This is a genomic window from Yoonia sp., assembly GCF_046292185.1.
Taxonomy (GTDB): domain Bacteria; phylum Pseudomonadota; class Alphaproteobacteria; order Rhodobacterales; family Rhodobacteraceae; genus Yoonia.
In genome coordinates this window covers 1-16580 of sequence record NZ_JBKBQY010000075.1, presented here as the reverse complement: position 1 = coordinate 16580, position 16580 = coordinate 1, and the positions used below count along the sequence as shown (strand labels likewise).

The 16580-nt window shown below is 60.8% G+C and carries 15 protein-coding genes; 5 read left to right on the top strand and 10 right to left on the bottom strand.

Going from position 1 to position 16580, the window contains the following annotated elements:
* The coding region (locus tag ACK4TM_RS13155) for a 3-hydroxyacyl-CoA dehydrogenase NAD-binding domain-containing protein (protein ID WP_409701987.1) at positions 1-1747 on the top strand (1747 nt) is incomplete at its 5' end.
* A gap of 102 nt (positions 1748-1849) precedes the next feature.
* Positions 1850-2866 (top strand): hypothetical protein, encoded by a 1017-nt coding sequence (locus ACK4TM_RS13150; RefSeq protein ID WP_409701985.1) that lies wholly within the window; start codon positions 1850-1852, stop codon positions 2864-2866.
* A 2-nt stretch (positions 2867-2868) separates the two neighbouring features.
* Here the strand turns inward: ACK4TM_RS13150 and upp are convergent, their stop codons facing one another.
* Genes upp through ACK4TM_RS13125 form a run of 5 tightly spaced genes read right to left on the bottom strand, consistent with a single transcriptional unit; the run spans position 2869 to position 7355 of the window.
* Positions 2869-3501 carry a uracil phosphoribosyltransferase gene (gene upp, locus ACK4TM_RS13145; RefSeq protein WP_409701983.1) on the bottom strand — a complete coding sequence of 211 codons (633 nt, stop codon included), beginning with the start codon at positions 3499-3501 and terminating at the stop codon, positions 2869-2871.
* Positions 3498-4487, bottom strand: a complete 990-nt coding sequence (locus tag ACK4TM_RS13140) for an adenosine deaminase (protein ID WP_409701981.1) — start codon at positions 4485-4487, stop codon at positions 3498-3500. The genes upp and ACK4TM_RS13140 overlap by 4 nt, the downstream gene beginning before the upstream one ends.
* A complete protein-coding gene (locus ACK4TM_RS13135; RefSeq protein WP_409701979.1) occupies positions 4484-5659 on the bottom strand; it encodes a phosphopentomutase in 1176 nt (391 codons plus the stop codon). Before ACK4TM_RS13135 ends, ACK4TM_RS13140 begins: the two co-directional genes overlap by 4 nt.
* Positions 5659-6960, bottom strand: a complete 1302-nt coding sequence (locus tag ACK4TM_RS13130) for a thymidine phosphorylase (protein WP_409701977.1) — start codon at positions 6958-6960, stop codon at positions 5659-5661. Before ACK4TM_RS13130 ends, ACK4TM_RS13135 begins: the two co-directional genes overlap by 1 nt.
* 2 nt (positions 6961-6962) lie before the next feature.
* Positions 6963-7355: a cytidine deaminase gene (locus ACK4TM_RS13125; protein ID WP_409701975.1), complete on the bottom strand. Its 393-nt coding sequence runs from the start codon at positions 7353-7355 to the stop codon at positions 6963-6965.
* 211 nt (positions 7356-7566) lie between these two features.
* Between ACK4TM_RS13125 and ACK4TM_RS13120 the strand changes: the two genes are divergently transcribed.
* The gene (locus ACK4TM_RS13120) at positions 7567-9846 is read left to right on the top strand and encodes an NADP-dependent malic enzyme (protein ID WP_409701972.1); all 2280 of its coding nucleotides are present in this window, start codon (positions 7567-7569) and stop codon (positions 9844-9846) included.
* The gene (locus ACK4TM_RS13115; protein WP_409701970.1) at positions 9839-10636 is read left to right on the top strand and encodes a hypothetical protein; all 798 of its coding nucleotides are present in this window, start codon (positions 9839-9841) and stop codon (positions 10634-10636) included. Before ACK4TM_RS13120 ends, ACK4TM_RS13115 begins: the two co-directional genes overlap by 8 nt.
* Positions 10637-10666: 30 nt before the next feature.
* Here ACK4TM_RS13115 and dacB read toward each other — a convergent pair whose 3' ends face one another.
* From dacB to mgrA, 5 genes are read right to left on the bottom strand one after another with little or no spacing between them, the layout of a single operon-like run.
* On the bottom strand, positions 10667-12199 hold the full coding sequence (gene dacB, locus ACK4TM_RS13110) for a D-alanyl-D-alanine carboxypeptidase/D-alanyl-D-alanine-endopeptidase (RefSeq protein ID WP_409701969.1): 1533 nt from the start codon (positions 12197-12199) through the stop codon (positions 10667-10669).
* Positions 12130-12741 carry a nicotinate-nucleotide adenylyltransferase gene (locus ACK4TM_RS13105; RefSeq protein WP_409701968.1) on the bottom strand — a complete coding sequence of 204 codons (612 nt, stop codon included), beginning with the start codon at positions 12739-12741 and terminating at the stop codon, positions 12130-12132. Before ACK4TM_RS13105 ends, dacB begins: the two co-directional genes overlap by 70 nt.
* 58 nt (positions 12742-12799) lie before the next feature.
* Positions 12800-13618 carry a TolB family protein gene (locus ACK4TM_RS13100; RefSeq protein WP_409701967.1) on the bottom strand — a complete coding sequence of 273 codons (819 nt, stop codon included), beginning with the start codon at positions 13616-13618 and terminating at the stop codon, positions 12800-12802.
* On the bottom strand, positions 13618-15204 hold the full coding sequence (locus tag ACK4TM_RS13095) for a glycoside hydrolase family 43 protein (protein WP_409701966.1): 1587 nt from the start codon (positions 15202-15204) through the stop codon (positions 13618-13620). Before ACK4TM_RS13095 ends, ACK4TM_RS13100 begins: the two co-directional genes overlap by 1 nt.
* Entirely contained in the window at positions 15201-16235 is a 1035-nt protein-coding gene (gene mgrA, locus ACK4TM_RS13090) for an L-glyceraldehyde 3-phosphate reductase (RefSeq protein WP_409701965.1), read from the bottom strand. The genes ACK4TM_RS13095 and mgrA overlap by 4 nt, the downstream gene beginning before the upstream one ends.
* A 146-nt stretch (positions 16236-16381) precedes the next feature.
* Here mgrA and ACK4TM_RS13085 point away from each other — a divergent pair.
* Positions 16382-16580: aldo/keto reductase (locus tag ACK4TM_RS13085; RefSeq protein WP_409701964.1), on the top strand; the 199-nt coding region annotated here is incomplete at its 3' end.

Sequence of the window (16580 nt, the reverse complement as noted above, 5' to 3'; positions counted from 1 at the left end):
GGAAATTCAGGTCGGGATCTTTCCGGGCGCGGGTGGCACCACACGTCTTGCCCGCAAACTGGGGGCCATGGGCGCATCGCCGCTACTGCTGGAAGGCAAATTGAACGATCCGCAAGGAGCCGAGCGTGCCGGCGTGATCGACGAAGTTGTGCCAGCCGATGAACTGATCGCCGCCGCCAAGGCATGGGTCCTGTCCAGCCCGACCATCGTGAAACCCTGGGATGAAAAGGGCTATAAAATGCCTGGCGGCGCACCCTATCACCCTGCCGGTTTCATGACTTTTGTCGGCGCATCCGCCATGGTCAACGGCAAGACGATGGGTGTTTATCCGGCTGCGAAAGCCTTGCTGTCCGCCGTCTACGAAGGTGCTTTGGTCCCATTCGACACCGCGCTGAAGATCGAGGCGCGCTGGTTCACCAATGTCCTGATGAACCCCAGTTCCTCTGCCATGATCCGAAGCCTCTTTATCAACAAAGAAGCCTTGGAAAAAGGCGCCAACCGCCCTGACGCGCCAGATCAAAAGGTCAAACAGGTCGGCGTGATCGGCGCGGGCATGATGGGCGCGGGCATCGCGCTGGTCTCGGCCCTCGCCGGGATCAAGGTCGTGCTGATCGACGCGAAACAGGAATCCGCCGACAAGGGCAAATCCTACACCGCCGATTACATGGACAAGGGGATCGCACGGAAAAAGGCGACCGAGGAGAAGAAAACCGCGGTGCTGGGCCTGATCAACGCCACTACAGATTATGACGCGCTGAAAGACTGTGACCTGATCGTAGAGGCGGTGTTCGAAGATACCTCCGTCAAGGCAGAGGTCACCCAAAAGGTGCAGGAAGTTACCGGCCCCGATTGCATCTTTGCCACCAACACATCGACCCTGCCGATCACCGAACTGGCCAAGGCCAGCAACGACCCGGCGAAATTTATCGGCATCCATTTCTTTTCGCCGGTGGATAAGATGCTGCTGGTGGAGATCATCAAAGGCAAGGAAACCGGTGATGTCGCCGTGGCGAAAGCGCTCGATTTCGTGCGTCAGATCCGCAAGACGCCGATTGTGGTCAATGACGCGCGGTTCTTCTACGCCAACCGCTGCATCATCCCCTACATCAACGAAGGCATCCGCATGGTGAAGGAAGGGGTTTCCCCTGCCCTGATCGAAAACGCGGCGAAACTGGTCGGCATGCCGCTTGGCCCGCTGCAATTGGTGGATGAGACCAGCATCGACCTGGGCGTCAAGATCGCCAAGGCGACCAAGGCGGCCATGGGCGACGTTTACCCCGACGGCGAAGTGGACGAGGTGCTGTTCTGGATGGCGGATCAGGACAGGCTGGGCCGCAAATCCAACGCCGGGTTTTACGCCTATGATGAAAAGGGCAAGCGGCAGGGCCTGTGGGATGGTCTGGCCGCGCAATACCCCGTCGTGGATGATCAGCCCGATCTGGTGACGGTGCAACATCGCCTGCTGTTCGCGCAGGTGCTGGAAGCCGTGCGCGCATTGGAAGACGGTGTCCTGACCGATATCCGCGAAGGCGACGTCGGCGCGATCCTTGGCTGGGGCTTTGCGCCGTGGTCAGGCGGGCCATTCAGTTGGCTGGACATCATCGGTGCGCCCTATGCGGCGGAACGCTGTGATCAGTTGACCGAACAATTCGGGGGCCGGTTCAAAACACCGGACCTTTTGCGCGACATGGCCGACAAAGGCCATGAATTCTACAAACGCTTTGGCCCGGAAGCCAAGGCTGCCTGATCAAACAGGGCGCATTGGGGCAACCCTTTGCGCCCTTTACCTTTCTGGCATGACAACCCCCGCCCATCCGCATAGAGTGGCGAAAAAGGGCAATTGGGGCAGATGACAGCGCTTGATCGATATGTGCGTTTGGAAAGTGGCGGGCTGTGGCGGCCCGGCCCTGAAGAGCAACGTCGGCAGGTCACGATTTCCTTTGGCGACGCGACGCTGGTGATCGCCGATGGTGCCGCGCGACCCTTGGCACATTGGTCCCTTCCGGCCCTGATCCGGCTGAACCCGAACGAGAGGCCAGCGCTTTATTCCCCCGATGACGCGGCCAGCGAAGAGCTTGAGATCGTCGATGACATCATGATCGACGCGATTGAAGAGGTCCGCGCCGCCTTAGCCAAAGCGCGTCCGAAGCCCGGTAAGTTGCGGCACTGGATCACGGCGGGAATCGTCGCGGTTGGGGTCTCTTTGGCAATCTTTTGGCTACCCGGCGCCTTGTTGCGCCAGACCATGGCGGTCGTGCCTGCGTCAAAGCGGATCGAGATCGGGGCGACGATCCTGGCGCATATCCAGACCAGAACAGGTCAGGTCTGCCGTGACCCTGTCGCACAGGCCGCGGCGGGCAAGCTGGCGCAGCGGGTTTTCGGGTCTGACACCCGGCTGAAGATCGTCGTCGTGCCGGATCTGCCGCATGGTGCGCTGGCGATGCCGGGCAGTCTGATCGTGCTGGATGGTGCGCTGCTGCGCACCGCGGAGGATCCTGCCGCCATTGCCGGCTATGTTCTGGCCAGCCGCATCGCCATTGCCGGTCAGGACCCGCTGGAACCTGTATTGAAAGAGGCGGGTCTGGCTGCCACCATCGGTCTTTTGACCACAGGCGACATCCCGCGCGAAATTCTGCAGAACCATGCGGACCTACGCCTTGCCAGCCCCGCGCCACAGGCAAGTGCCGAAGATCTGACCCGCGCATTTCAGGCCGCGAACCTGCCGCATCGCCCCTATCAGATGCTCACGGATCAGCGGACGGGCGAAATGCCGGATTTCGAAGCCGGCGCTCTGGTCAGCCCGAACCTCGCGCCCATCATGACCGACAGCGAATGGATCAGCCTGCAGAATATCTGTAATGGTTAGACCTATTTGGTGCCGAACATCCGGTCGCCCGCGTCACCCAGACCGGGGACGATATAGCCCTGATCATTGAGATGACTGTCAATCGCGGCGGTGACAATCGGCACATCCGGATGCGCCTCTTTCATCCGCGCGATGCCTTCAGGGGCGGCAAGCAGACAGAGAAAGCGGATATTCGTGGCCCCTGTCTGTTTCAGCAAATCAATCGCCGCGACCGACGAATTGCCCGTCGCCAGCATCGGGTCCACGGCGATGACCAGACGATCCTCCAACTCGGTGGGAACCTTGAAATAATATTGCACGGGCTGCAGCGTTTTTTCGTCCCGGTAAAGACCGACGAACCCGACCCGCGCCGAAGGGATCAGCTCCAGCACCCCGTCGAGAAGCCCGTTACCCGCACGCAGGATCGACACCAGCGCCAGTTTCTTGCCGTCGATCACCGGCGCATCCATTGGCTGCAACGGTGTGTCGATCCGGCGTGTGGTCATCGGCAGACCGCGCGTGACCTCATAGGCCAGCAACTGGCTGATCTCGCGCAGCAATTGGCGGAACAACGCGGTCGAGGTGTCTTTCTGCCGCATCAGAGTCAGTTTGTGCTGCACCAAAGGGTGGGTGACATGGGTAACGTGGTCATTCATCGGGCAGGCTCCAGTCGTTTGGCCACGCGGGCGCGGGTGGCATCATCGCAGAATGCGGCGGCAAGGGCGGTTTGGTTGAGGGCAGCAAAATCGCCTTTGTCCCAGCCGAATGTGCGGTGCAGCATGTCGTATTCGGCGGTCATAGTGGTGTGAAAGAACGGCGGATCATCGGTGGACACGGTGACCTTCACCCCAGCATCGCGCAGGCGTTTGATGGGATGGCTTTGCCAATCCGGCACCGCTTTCAGCACGACATTGGAACCGGGGCACACTTCCAGCACGATGTCTTTCTCTACGATCTCGCGCAGCAAAACCGCATTTTCAATCGCACCGATTCCGTGGCCGATTCGGGTCACCTTCAGATCCCGGATCGTCTCGGCGACCATGGCCGCACCGCCCCATTCACCGGCGTGACAGGTCAGCGGCATGCCCGCTTCGCGCGCCACGTCAAAAGAATAGGCATAATCGCCGGGCCGCCCGGTCATTTCACCACCCGCCATGCCGTAGCCCACGACAAAACCGCCATAGGTTTCCGCAGCACAGCGTGCGGCAGGCTTGCAGGCCTCTGGCCCGAAATGGCGGATGCCGGTGACGATGCCGCGCATAGTGATGCCGAACCGCGCCTCGCCTTCATCGGCGGCATCGGACATTGCGGCAAGATAGTCCTTCCACGCCACCAGATCGCCACCACCGCAAAAATCGGGTGACACGAAGGTTTCCATATAGACCACGCCATGACTTGCGGTTTCTTCCAGCACGGCCAGCGTCAGGCGGCGGAAATCATCGGGAGTATTCAGCGTGGTGCAGGCGGCCTCATACACCTTCAGGAAATGATCGAAATCGCGAAAATCATAGCCGCCTTGGGGCGTAAAAATCCCACTGATGTCGATCTTCTTTTCCGCTGCCAGCAGGCGAATGAAATCGGGCGGCGCGCATCCTTCCAGATGGGTATGCAATTCGATCTTGGGAAGCGACTGAAAATTCATAAAAAGCTCTTTCCTGCGCCGCGATAGGGCACTGACAAATGATCCGCGATACTTGCCGCGACATCAGAAAACGCGACCGGCCCCAAGGCGCGTGCGCCGACACCATAGACCAGCACAGGCACCCTTTCGCGGGTGTGGTCGGTGCCGGGCCATGTCGGGTCATTGCCATGGTCGGCAGTCACGATCAACAGATCATCCAGGCGCAATCGTGGTAATATCGCGCCCAAACCCGCATCGAACCATTCCAGATGCCGCGCATATCCGGCCGGATCACGCCGGTGGCCATAAAGACTGTCAAATTCCACAAGGTTGGTGAATACGAAATCCCCGTCGCCCGCCTGATCCACCCAATCCGACAGATGCCCCATCAGAGCCTCATCGCCGCCCTTGCGCAGCGTGTCGATCCCCTGCATTGAAAAGATATCGCCGATCTTACCAACGGCGTGAACCTTGCCGCCGGCGCGCTGCACATCGTCGCAGATGCTAGGCCCCGGCAAGGCGATGGCGTAATCATGGCGGTTGGCCGTGCGCGTGAACGCCCCCGCCTCCCCCACAAAAGGCCGCGCAATCACCCGCCCGACCTTCATGTCATGCACCGTCGGTGCAAGATCGGCACAGAGCTGGTACAGTCGCTCTAGCCCAAAATATTTCTCATGCGCGGCGATCTGCAGCACGCTATCGGCAGAAGTATAGCAAATCGGCCGGCCGGTCCGCAGATGTGCCTCCCCCTCGACCCCGATGATGGCGGTGCCAGAGGCATGGCAATTGCCCAAAATACCGTCGGTCCCCGCCAGCTTGCAGATCAGCGCTGTCAGATCGGCCGGAAAGGCCGGTTGCGTATCGGAGAAATGATGCCAGTCCCACGGCACCGGCACCCCCGCGAGTTCCCAGTGACCCGATGGCGTGTCCTTGCCGCGGGACACTTCGGTCGCCGCGCCCCAGGCACCTGTCGGCACGGCACCCAGCCCCGGTGCCACAAAACCAGACGCCAGCTGCACCGAAGCCCCCAGACCCAGCGCATCCAGATGTGGCAGATGCAGTGGCACTGCCTGTGCGATATGGCCGATGGTATTGGCCCCGGTGTCAGGCAGATCACCGTTGAAATAATGCGCGGCATCGGGCGCCCCGCCAATACCCACAGAATCGATCACAATCAGAAATGCGCGTGCCATCAGTCGATCCTTTCCATGACCAGCGGCCCGATCACGGGCGCATCGCCGATCGTGATCGCCTGCTGGACCGCGCGGGCCGCGGATTCAGCGGCATCTTCGGACGCAGCATGCAAGGTGCATAAGGGTTGCCCCTTCGCGACAGGATCGCCCAGAGCCACCACATCGCTCAGCCCGACAGAAGGATCGATCCGGTCGGTTTCCACCCGCCGCCCGCCGCCAAGGGCGACGACGATCATGCCCAAAGCCTCGCCATCAATCGCGGCGATATGGCCTGATTGCGGCGCTGCCACCGCGCCCACAACCGGCGCTCGCGGCAGATGCGTGCGCCAATCCTCGGCCATGTCGGGCGGACCACCCAAGGCGGCGATCATCTGCGCGAAACGTTCCATCGCTGCACCGGACGACAGCGCGCGGCTGACATTCGCCGCAGCTTCTGCCGGGCTCTGGTCATGCATCACCAGCAATTGCGCGCAGATCGCTTGCGATAATTCCGCAAGACGCGGGGCAGCAGCCAGATTGCCCGCCAGCACCTCCATAGAGACAGCAACCTCGACTGCGTTGCCCAGCGCGGGGGCCAGCGGCGCGTTCATGTCGGTGATCAGCGCCGTTGTCCGGCAGCCCGCACCATTGGCGGTATCCACCAGCGCTTTTGCGAGGGCACGCGCGTCGTCGGGCGTTTTCATGAATGCGCCGGACCCGCATTTGACATCCAGCACCAACCCGTCCAGCCCCGTTGCCAGTTTCTTGGACAGGATTGAGGCCGTAATCAGATCAATGCTGTCCACCGTCGCCGTCACATCGCGGATCGCATAAAGGCGGCGGTCGGCGGGTGCGATCCGGCCTGTCGCGCTGACGATCGCGCAGCCCACATCGCGGGTGATCTGGCGCAGACGCGCCTCACCCACGTGCGTTGACAGGCCCGGTATCGATTCCAGCTTGTCCAGCGTGCCGCCGGTATGGCCAAGGCCACGCCCGGAAATCATCGGCACATAGACCCCGCAAGCGGCAAGGATTGGCGCGGCAATCAAGGACACGCAATCGCCCACGCCGCCGGTAGAATGTTTATCCAGCACCGGCCCCGGCAAATCCCATGACAGCACATCACCGCTGTCGCGCATCGCCTCTGTCAGCGCGACACGGCCTGCGTCGGACAGGCCGTTCAGACAGACCGCCATGGCAAATGCCCCGGCCTGCGCATCACTGACGGCGCCATCGGCAAGCCCCCGCGCGAACCAGCGCAACTGGTCCGGTCCGGGCGTCTGCCGTGCCCTGATCACGGCGATGATCGCGCTTGCGTCCAAGCTCAGACGCGGCTCATGTAATCGGCGTCGAAACTGCCAGGCAGCAATTCGGCGACGGTGGTTTGCAGAATGATACCGTCCACGGTCGCCAACGTCACCACGACATCCCCATCCGCGAATTCCGCGATCTTCTGACGGCAGCCTCCGCAGGGGCTGACAGGCTTGGGGCTGTCGGCGATCACGGCGATCTCGGCGATCCGCGTGTCGCCACCGGCAACCATCGCGGCAATCGCCCCTGCCTCGGCACAAGTGCCTTCCGGATAGGCGACGTTCTCGACATTGCAGCCAGCATAGACAGCGCCCGATGTGCTGCGGATCGCTGCCCCGACCTTGAACTTGGAATAAGGAACATAGGCGTTGTCGCGCACAGCGCGGGCGGTGTCGATCAGTGACATGGAAACCTCCTTTTGGGTCAGATCAGATTGATCCGGGTCGCGGCGCGATGCAAGTCCCGTAGACCGGCGTCCGCCCCGCAACCTGCTATCACGCATTGTGCCTTTGCGGAAAAATCTGCAAGATCACACAAGGCGTGATTAATCGCAAAGCCGTCTTTCCCTTGCGGCAGGAAAATGGTTTAGCATTAAACCATGTTTTTTGGAGGACCCGATGGCGGACGAAACAGCAAACAGCCAGCGACAGGCAGCGCTTGATTATCATCAATTCCCCAAGCCCGGAAAACTGGAAATCCGCGCCACCAAGCCGCTGGCCAATGGCCGTGACCTTGCGCGTGCTTACTCCCCCGGCGTGGCCGAGGCGTGTCTTGAAATCAAGGCAGACCCCGACACCGCCCGCGACTACACCTCGCGCGGTAATCTTGTTGCCGTCGTCACCAACGGCACGGCCGTTCTGGGCCTTGGCAATATCGGGGCGCTCGCTTCCAAACCCGTGATGGAAGGCAAGGCGGTTCTGTTCAAAAAATTCGCCAATATCGACTGTTTTGATATCGAACTGAACGAAGCCGACCCTTATAGGCTTGCCGATATCGTCTGCGCGCTTGAACCCACCTTTGGCGCGATCAATCTTGAAGACATCAAAGCCCCGGATTGTTTCATCGTCGAAAAGATCTGCCGCGAGCGGATGAATATTCCCGTTTTCCATGATGATCAGCACGGCACGGCCATTGTCGTCGGTGCCGCAGCGGTCAACGCGCTGCATGTGGCGGGCAAGAAATTCGAGGATATCAAGATCGTCAGCACCGGCGGCGGGGCGGCGGGGATTGCCTGCCTCAACATGCTGCTGAAACTGGGCGTGAAACGTGAGAATGTGTGGCTCTGTGATATCGACGGACTCGTGTATCACGGTCGCGAAAATGACATGACCCCGCAAAAGGCTGAATATGCCCAAGGCACGGCACCCGCAAAACTGACCGATGTGATCGGCGGCGCGGATCTGTTTCTTGGCTTGTCGGGCCCCGGCGTGCTGACGCCTGACATGGTCGCCAAAATGGCGCCGCGTCCGATCATCTTTGCGCTGGCCAACCCCAGCCCTGAGATCGACCCTGCCGCGGCACGTGCCGTGACACCCGATGCGATTATCGCGACCGGGCGCAGCGATTATCCCAATCAGGTCAATAACGTGCTGTGTTTCCCCTTCATATTTCGTGGTGCGCTTGATGTGGGTGCCACCGAAATTAACGACGAAATGAAGATTGCCTGTATCGAAGGCATCGCCGCCCTTGCGCGCGCCACCACCAGCGCCGAGGCTGCCGCAGCCTATAGCGGCGAAAAGCTGACCTTCGGGGCGGATTATCTGATCCCCAAACCGTTTGATCCGCGCCTGATGGGGGTCGTTGCCTGCGCCGTGGCCAAGGCCGCGATGGAAACCGGCGTCGCCGTGCGACCCATCGACGACATGAAAGCGTATAAGGAAAAGCTGGACGGCTCCGTCTTCAAATCAGCCATGATCATGCGCCCCGTGTTCGAGGCCGCGCGCACCGCATCGCGTCGCATCGTCTTTGCCGAGGGCGAGGATGAACGGGTTCTGCGCACAGCACAGGCAATCATGGAAGAAACTACGGAAACGCCGATCCTGATCGGTCGTCCGGACGTGATCGAAGCGCGCTGCGAACGCGCCGGCCTGAAAATCCGCCCCGGTGTGGATTTCAACATTGTGAACCCTGAAAATGATCCCCGCTATCGCGATTACTGGGAAACCTATCACAATCTGATGGCACGTCGCGGCGTGACGCCGGACCTCGCCAAGGCGATCATGCGCACCAATACCACGGCCATCGGTGCGGTTATGGTCCACCGCGATGAGGCTGACAGCCTGATCTGCGGCACTTTCGGGCAATTTCTGTGGCATCTCAAATACATCACCCAGATTCTTGGCACGACGGACCTGCACCCCGTTGCCGCCCTGTCGCTGATGATCCTCGAAGACGGGCCATTGTTCATCGCCGACACGCAGGTTCATCCCGAGCCGACCCCTGAACAGATTGCTGAAACCGTCATCGGTGCCGCGCGCCACGTGCGCCGTTTCGGTCTGGAACCCAAGATCGCGCTGTGTTCGCACAGCCAGTTTGGCAATCTTGATTGCGACACCGGGCGGCGCATGCGCGCAGCCCTTGCGATCCTTGACAGCCAGCCGCGCGATTTTGACTATGAAGGTGAAATGCACATCGATTCCGCACTGGACGTCGACCTGCGCCACCGGATCTTCCCCGATACGCGCCTGGCAGGGGCCGCCAACACCTTGGTCTTTGCCAATACCGACGCCGCATCGGGCGTGCGCAACATCCTCAAGATGAAAGGCGCCGGGCTGGAGGTAGGGCCGATCCTGATGGGCATGGGCAACCGCTGCCATATCGTGACCCCGTCTATCACGGCACGTGGTCTGCTGAATATGTCGGCCATCGCAGGCACACCTGTGGCGCATTATGGGTGATCTGACTCCGGTCTTTTTGTGCTTCAAATGGGGTAAGGGATACCCGTGCCGCTATACCAACATTCTTTATCGCGCCCTGCGGGACGTGATGCAGTCCCCCTTCCGCTTCGTTTGCCTGACAGACGACGCGGCCGGCCTTGCCGACGGGATCGAGGCGTTGCCGCTGCCCGTCTTCGCGATGGACCGTGCCGATTGGCACAAGGGCATGTGGCCAAAACTGACCGCCTTTGCGCCAGGGCTTTTCGCGCCCGGCACCCCGGTTATCATGATGGATGTCGATGTTGTGGTGCTGCGCGATCTGACCCCGCTTTTCGACCACCTGCGCGCCAAAGGCGGCCTGCATATCATTCGCGAAATCCCAGACACCTTGCCACGCTGGTTTCCCAAAGTGTTCGGCAAGCCACTTTTGTCCAACTCATCTGTCGTGGGCTTCATCGCGGGTACGCAAGATCATCTGTTCGAGATGTTCCGTGACAAAAGCTATGCGCAGGTCGCCGCAATCGGCAATGACCAGAATTTCATTCACCACCACGCGCATGACCGGCAAAGCTGGCCTGTGGGCTGGATGATCAGCTTCAAGAAAGACCTCGCCTTTCATTTTCCGGTCAACCTGGTGCGCCCAATCCAGCGACCGGACGCCTTTGTCGTAATTTTCCATGGCGTCCCAAATCCAGAAGATATGACCAAAGGCCCGTTCAAACGCTGGGGATCGCCCGAGAAATTCGGCTATTTCCCGGTGCGCTGGATCAAACAATACTGGACCCGGTACGCGCAGGAGCCGGATCGCTAAAGCAGGCCGGGCAATGACAAGGGCCAGCGGTCAGTACGCGCGCAACGCCCATTGTTGCAAGATGTCCTGCTGCAGGCGGCGCGCCCTTGTGTTCCATGTCCGTGCGCCTGCGGGTACTTCGTCTGACTGATTGCGTGTGCGCGCACGGGTCTCCAGATCAGCAGCGAAGATCGCAAAACTGAGGTCACGCCCGGCGGCACTGCGCACATATCCAGCAAGGGCAGAGACGAAGTTCAGGGTTCCGGTTTTTGCATGCACCGCCGCCTGGCCCGCGCTGATGGGATTCTGATTGGCATCCACCAGATTGATGTTCCGCATGACGGGCCGCAGGCGCGCCATGACATCCGGGGCCTGGAGGAAGCCGACCATATCGGCGGCGCTGATCCTTGACGCATCGCCAAGGCCCGAATGATCAACAAAGGTTGGTGCGATGCCGGGGGCACGCGACGCGGCCCAGCGCGCCATGCCAGCGGCAGAGGTCGCCAGATCGTGCGGCGCGCTGCTGATCCGGCTGGTGGCGGTCAGGCCCAGCGCCTCTGCTGTGATGTTGGTGGAATAACGCATCATGTCGGTCAACAGGCCCGGCATGGGCTTGCTGTTGACGCGCGCCAGTTCTGTCGTGGAAGGCAGGCTGGCGATGATCCGCGGCGCTCCCAGCACGATCCCTTTGCTGCGCGCGAATGTGGCGAAGACTTCGGCAGCGTAAAGCGCGGGCACGCGTACTGGCAGCCAGCGTGACCCGCTGTCATTCAGCGCGGACCGCGCGACCGTCCAGGCATCCACATCGCCATCTCGCGCATAGGTAAAAACCGGCAGATCGCGGTTCACGATTTGCATCCGCGCGACGGTGACCGGCGGGCGGTGATTGTCGCTGCGAGCATCCATCGCGGTGATGTAATTGCCCGCCTCGCGCCGCCATTCGAAATGCACGCGGTTGTAGTTCAGGTTAAGTCCGCTGATCGTCGGATTATACCCCGCCGTCGGCAATTGGGACGGATCGATCTGGTCCAGCCGCGGCAGTGCCGCGTCCCAGATCAGAAAGTCGCCCTTCACCTCGCGCAGGCCCGCCGCCTGCACCGCCTGCGCCAAATCGGCCAATTGATCTGTCGTCAGGTCAGGGTCACCGCCACCGGCCACAATCAAGTGACCATCTAAAATACCATCCCTGATGTCGCCTTGTGCAAGAACGCGCGTAATAAACCGATGATCCGCCCCCAGCGTCTCCAGCGCATAAAGTGCTGTGATCGCCTTGGTCACGCTTGCGGGTGGCATGGCGATGGTGGGGCTGTGGCTTTCCAGCACTCGGCCCGTTGTTGGATCGCCCAGTACCACGCTGACCTGTCCTGTCAGACCGGCGCGGGCGATGATCCCGTCCAGCGCCTCGCGCGGGGCTGTGCGCGCGACGGGTCTATAGGACCGCATCGGCGCGTCGGCCATGGCCGCGCTGCCAAGACTGGCGATGGCACCGGCCAGCATATGACGGCGTGACAGCATCACCATTCTCCCCGCGCGCGGATCGCCGATGACGAATGATGCGACATCGGCAGGTTGATGAAAGACCATGCCGGTGCCTGCGCATGACCCAGAATATGGCTGGCCCGGCTGGGAAATTGGGCCGCAGCATAGATTTTCGCAGCTTTGGACAGCCGCGCGGAAATCCTGTCATCGGGCCGCGCGATCACGCCGACCGGCACATGATCCATGATCCAGCGCCAATCCTGCCAGCGGTGAAATTGCGCCAGATTATCCGCGCCCATCAGCCAGACAAAGCGCACGCCCGGATAGCGGCGGCGCAGGGCGACCAGCGTCTGCGCGGTATAACGCGTGCCCAGTCGTGCCTCGATATCGGTGACGGTGACGCGCGGGTGCCGCATGATCGCACGCGCGGCCTGCATCCGGTTTTCCAAGGGAGCGGGACCGTTTTTCTTGAGCGGATTGCCCGGACTGACCAGCCACCAGATATGATCCAGCCCGAAACGTGTCAGCGCTGATCTTGTGATATGCACATGCCCGTAATGTGCCGGATCGAATGATCCGCCAAGCAATCCGATCACCTGACCTGTTTTTGCCGCTGGCACGCCGTGCAAGATGCTGTCCTTCTTCATCCTGCCGCAACAAGCAGGCTGCGCAGAAAAAAGTAAACCCCTCGCTGATCACAAACGCTCAGGTTACAAAGCGCATGAAGGCAAAACGATGGCTGTCAGGGGACCAGCACGGCACGTTGATCGTGCCTTGCCCGCCGAACAGCGTGAGCAGATCGCGCGGGGCACCGCCATTCGCGGGCATCAGCCGCAGGGTGACGTTCAAGTTCGCCGGGTGGCCGCGCGTGCCTTCGGGATAGGCGAGGTAAAGGATATGCTGCCCATCGGGGCTGGGATGTGGGAACCAGTTGACGGCTGTGTCCTCGGTCATCTGTTCCAGATCGGTCCCATCCGGGCGGATGCGCCAAAGATCAACCGTGCCGTCCCTTTCGCCGTTGAAACAGATCCATTGTCCGTCCGGCGTGTAATCCGGCCCGTCGCAATGGTCGAAGGCGGCGGTGAGCTGGGTTTCATCGCCGCCCGTCGCCGGGCAGGTCATGACGGCGAAAGGCCCGTCGCGCTTGCCGACATAGGCGAGCGTTGTGCCATCGGGGGACCAGCCGTGCCAGTAGGATGGCACATTCGTTGTGACACGTTCCGGCGTGCCGCCGGTGACCGGCAAGGTGTAGATGCAGCTTTGGCCCGTGTGATCCGCCGCGCTGATGACCAGCCGCTGACCATCGGGGCTGATACCGTGGTCGTTGTTGCAGGTCGTGGCAAAGCCGGTGTCGATCTGGTCCAGTTGCGGATCGTCCAGCGCGACGCGGTAGAGCAAGCCGCCCCCGTTCACGATCAGGTAACCATCCGGGTGCCAGTTGGGGGCCTCGATGTGCCCTTCATGGTCCAGCACCACATTGGCCCGGTTCTGTAACAGATCGTAGATGCACAGCTCGCTCCGCATCAGGCGGCGCCATCTGGAATATAATCGAACCGGGCAAAGCGCGCCTCACGCCCCTGTCCGGTCAGATCGAAAGCGACTATGCCGACGAACGCCCCGGTGAATGACGCATGTTCTCCGCGCCCGCCTTCGTCGGAGATGTGGGAGGCGTCGAGGCTTGGCCCGAGTTTGCGCCAGTCACCGCCTTGGGTGAACCAGAATTGCTGGGCGGTGCCATCGACGGTGACTTTCAGATCGACAGGACCATCCGCCAGCGGGACGGGGTCAGCGGGATAGGTCAGTTTTTCACCCGGCCAGTCGCCGAGGCAGGACATGATCTGTAAAGCGCGGCCATGGCCCGGCAGATCGGTGATGAGGGCGGCGTGGAACTTGGTCCGGTTGTAATAGGTCGTGAGGCCTGCGGCCTGTTGATAGGTCGCGGGCGCGAAATCCAGTGTGGTTTCGGCAACGTAGCGCGCATGTCCCTGCCGCCGCGCAACAAGGGCCTGTTCGAACCAATTGCCGATGCTCTGGCGTCCGACCAGGACCAAAGCGTCAGGTTCCAAGCGGAAAATCCGATCCGGTTCCGGGGTGCGCAGCCATTGAAATTCCGGCGGCAGAGTGTCGCTGAAACGACGGCGGGTTGCAGTGACAGGGGCGGGTTCCACATCAACCGGCGCTGGCACCTGTGCGCGAGGGACCATCCCACCAGCGGCAAGGTAAAGCCAACCGTCGCGCCAGATGACTTCTTCGATCCCGGTCTCTCGACCCATCGGGCAGAAACGCCCATCCTGCGGGCGACCCATCAGGAAGGTGTGGTAGTGCTTGCCCCAATGAGTTTCCACATACTGGCCGTGGCCGGTCCGCTGAATGGGGCCGTCCGTGCCTGCCGCGCAGATCACATGCAGATCGGGGTGATTTTCATAAGGCCCCCAGATATCGCGTGACCGCGCCAGACTGACGGCATGGTCGTAACCCGTGCCACCTTCGGCGGTGGTCAGATAATAATACCCATTGCGTTTAAACATATGCGGCGCTTCCGTCAGCCCCCGGCTGGTTCCGGCATAGATGTTGCGGACCGGGCCATAAAGCCCACGCTCCGGTGACCATGCCTGCAACAGAATTCCATCAAAGCTGTCATGTGCCGGATTGCAACCGGTGCCGGGGCCACGGTGGTTCCATTGCATGTTCATGAAATATTTGGTGCCGTCTTCGTCGTGAAACAGCGACGGATCAAAACCCGATGAATTGACATACCACGGATCGGTCCAGTCACCGTCAATCGTCTCGCAGGTGGTGATGTAATTCGGCGCATCCTTGAACGCGCCGTCCAGACGTTTGACATCCGTATAAACCAGCCAGAACTTGCCATCCGCATGCGACAGGCACGGCGCCCAGATGCCGCAACTGTCGGGATTGCCGCGCATATCCAGCAACCCCGCCCGCGCCAGGGGCCGCGCCACCAGCGTCCAGTTCACCAGATCGCGCGAATGGTGGATCTGCACGCCCGGATACCATTCGAAGGTTGAGGTCGCGATATAGTAATCCTCGCCCACACGGCAAAAGGACGGGTCGGCGTTGAAGCCCGGCAGGATCGGGTTGCGGATCATGTGTTCAGCTCCGCGGATTGTGCCCAAAGGTTGATCTGTTCTTCGTCAGCATATCTGTCGATCTGCGCAAGTTCATCGGCGCTGAACTCCAGATTGCCGATAGCACCGACGCAGTCTATGACCTGCGAAGGTCTGGACGCCCCGATCAGCGCCGTGGTGATCCCGCCATCGCGCAACACCCACGCAATCGCCATCTGCGCGAGCGTCTGGCCCCGGCTTTGCGCGATCCCATTCAGCTTGCGGATATTGCCGATCGCCTTTTCATTCAGCATGTTTGGTGCCAGCGACTTGTCCTGCGCGGCACGGCTGTCATCAGGGATTCCGCCCAAATATTTATCGGTCAGCATGCCTTGGGCCAAAGGTGTAAAGGCGATGGACCCGATCCCCAGATCCTTCAGAGCATGTTTCAATCCGTCCTTCTCGACCCAGCGGTTCAGCATGTTATAAGACGGCTGATGGATCAGACAGGGCGTTCCGAGATCCTTCAGGATCGCGACCGCCTGCCGCGTGCGTTCTGTGTTATAGGATGAAATTCCGGCATAAAGCGCGCGGCCCGAGCGCACGATATAATCCAGCGCACCCATGGTTTCTTCCAGCGGTGTGTCAGGGTCGAAACGGTGCGAATAGAAGATATCGACGTAATCCAGCCCCATCCTTTTCAGTGATTGATCGCAGGAGGCCACCAGATATTTCCGGCTGCCCCATTCACCGTAAGGGCCGGGCCACATGCCATATCCTGCCTTGGAGCTGATGATCAGTTCATCCCGGTGTTCACGGAAATCCGTGGCAAGGATGTCACCAAACGCCTCTTCCGCCGACCCTGGCGGCGGGCCATAATTATTGGCAAGATCGAAATGCGTGATGCCATGGTCGAACGCCGTTTGGCAGATATCGCGCTTGGTCTGATGCGGGGTGTCATGGCCAAAATTGTGCCACAGTCCCAGCGATATCGCGGGCAGTTTCACCCCAGACGTCCCACAGCGGCGATAGGTCATCTTTTCGTAGCGGTCAGCGGCGGGGGTATAGGTCATGACTTTCTCCTAAATCGATTTCGTGGAAGGTCACCATGACCCTTGCGCGATGTCAACCGGAACGCTCCGCAACGCGGTGCATGATCCGCGACAAGATTCGCTCTGCGTCGCTTTTCATCGCGCCAAAGCCGTGTCAATCTGACCACATGACCGATTTAAGCACCCCAGACGGCACAGCCGTTTCCCGCCTGACCTTTGGTACGATGCAATTCGGCGGCAAGGCCGATGCCGCAGAAAGTACCGCGATGTATGATGCCGTGCGGGACGCAGGCATTAATCATTTCGACACTGCCGTACGATATGCGGATGGTGAGGCGGAAAAGATTCTCGGCCAGTTGATCAAGA

Bases quoted from the DNA above. Each gene is read 5' to 3' on its own strand.
- ACK4TM_RS13150 (WP_409701985.1), top strand. From the start codon at position 1,850: ATGACAGCGCTTGATCGATATGTGCGTTTGGAAAGTGGCGGGCTGTGG.
- upp (WP_409701983.1), bottom strand. From the start codon at position 3,501: ATGAATGACCACGTTACCCATGTCACCCACCCTTTGGTGCAGCACAAA.
- ACK4TM_RS13140 (WP_409701981.1), bottom strand. From the start codon at position 4,487: ATGAATTTTCAGTCGCTTCCCAAGATCGAATTGCATACCCATCTGGAA.
- ACK4TM_RS13135 (WP_409701979.1), bottom strand. From the start codon at position 5,659: ATGGCACGCGCATTTCTGATTGTGATCGATTCTGTGGGTATTGGCGGG.
- ACK4TM_RS13125 (WP_409701975.1), bottom strand. From the start codon at position 7,355: ATGTCACTGATCGACACCGCCCGCGCTGTGCGCGACAACGCCTATGTT.
- ACK4TM_RS13120 (WP_409701972.1), top strand. From the start codon at position 7,567: ATGGCGGACGAAACAGCAAACAGCCAGCGACAGGCAGCGCTTGATTAT.
- ACK4TM_RS13115 (WP_409701970.1), top strand. From the start codon at position 9,839: ATGGGTGATCTGACTCCGGTCTTTTTGTGCTTCAAATGGGGTAAGGGA.
- dacB (WP_409701969.1), bottom strand. From the start codon at position 12,199: ATGGTCTTTCATCAACCTGCCGATGTCGCATCATTCGTCATCGGCGAT.
- ACK4TM_RS13105 (WP_409701968.1), bottom strand. From the start codon at position 12,741: ATGAAGAAGGACAGCATCTTGCACGGCGTGCCAGCGGCAAAAACAGGT.
- ACK4TM_RS13100 (WP_409701967.1), bottom strand. From the start codon at position 13,618: ATGCGGAGCGAGCTGTGCATCTACGATCTGTTACAGAACCGGGCCAAT.
- ACK4TM_RS13095 (WP_409701966.1), bottom strand. From the start codon at position 15,204: ATGATCCGCAACCCGATCCTGCCGGGCTTCAACGCCGACCCGTCCTTT.
- mgrA (WP_409701965.1), bottom strand. From the start codon at position 16,235: ATGACCTATACCCCCGCCGCTGACCGCTACGAAAAGATGACCTATCGC.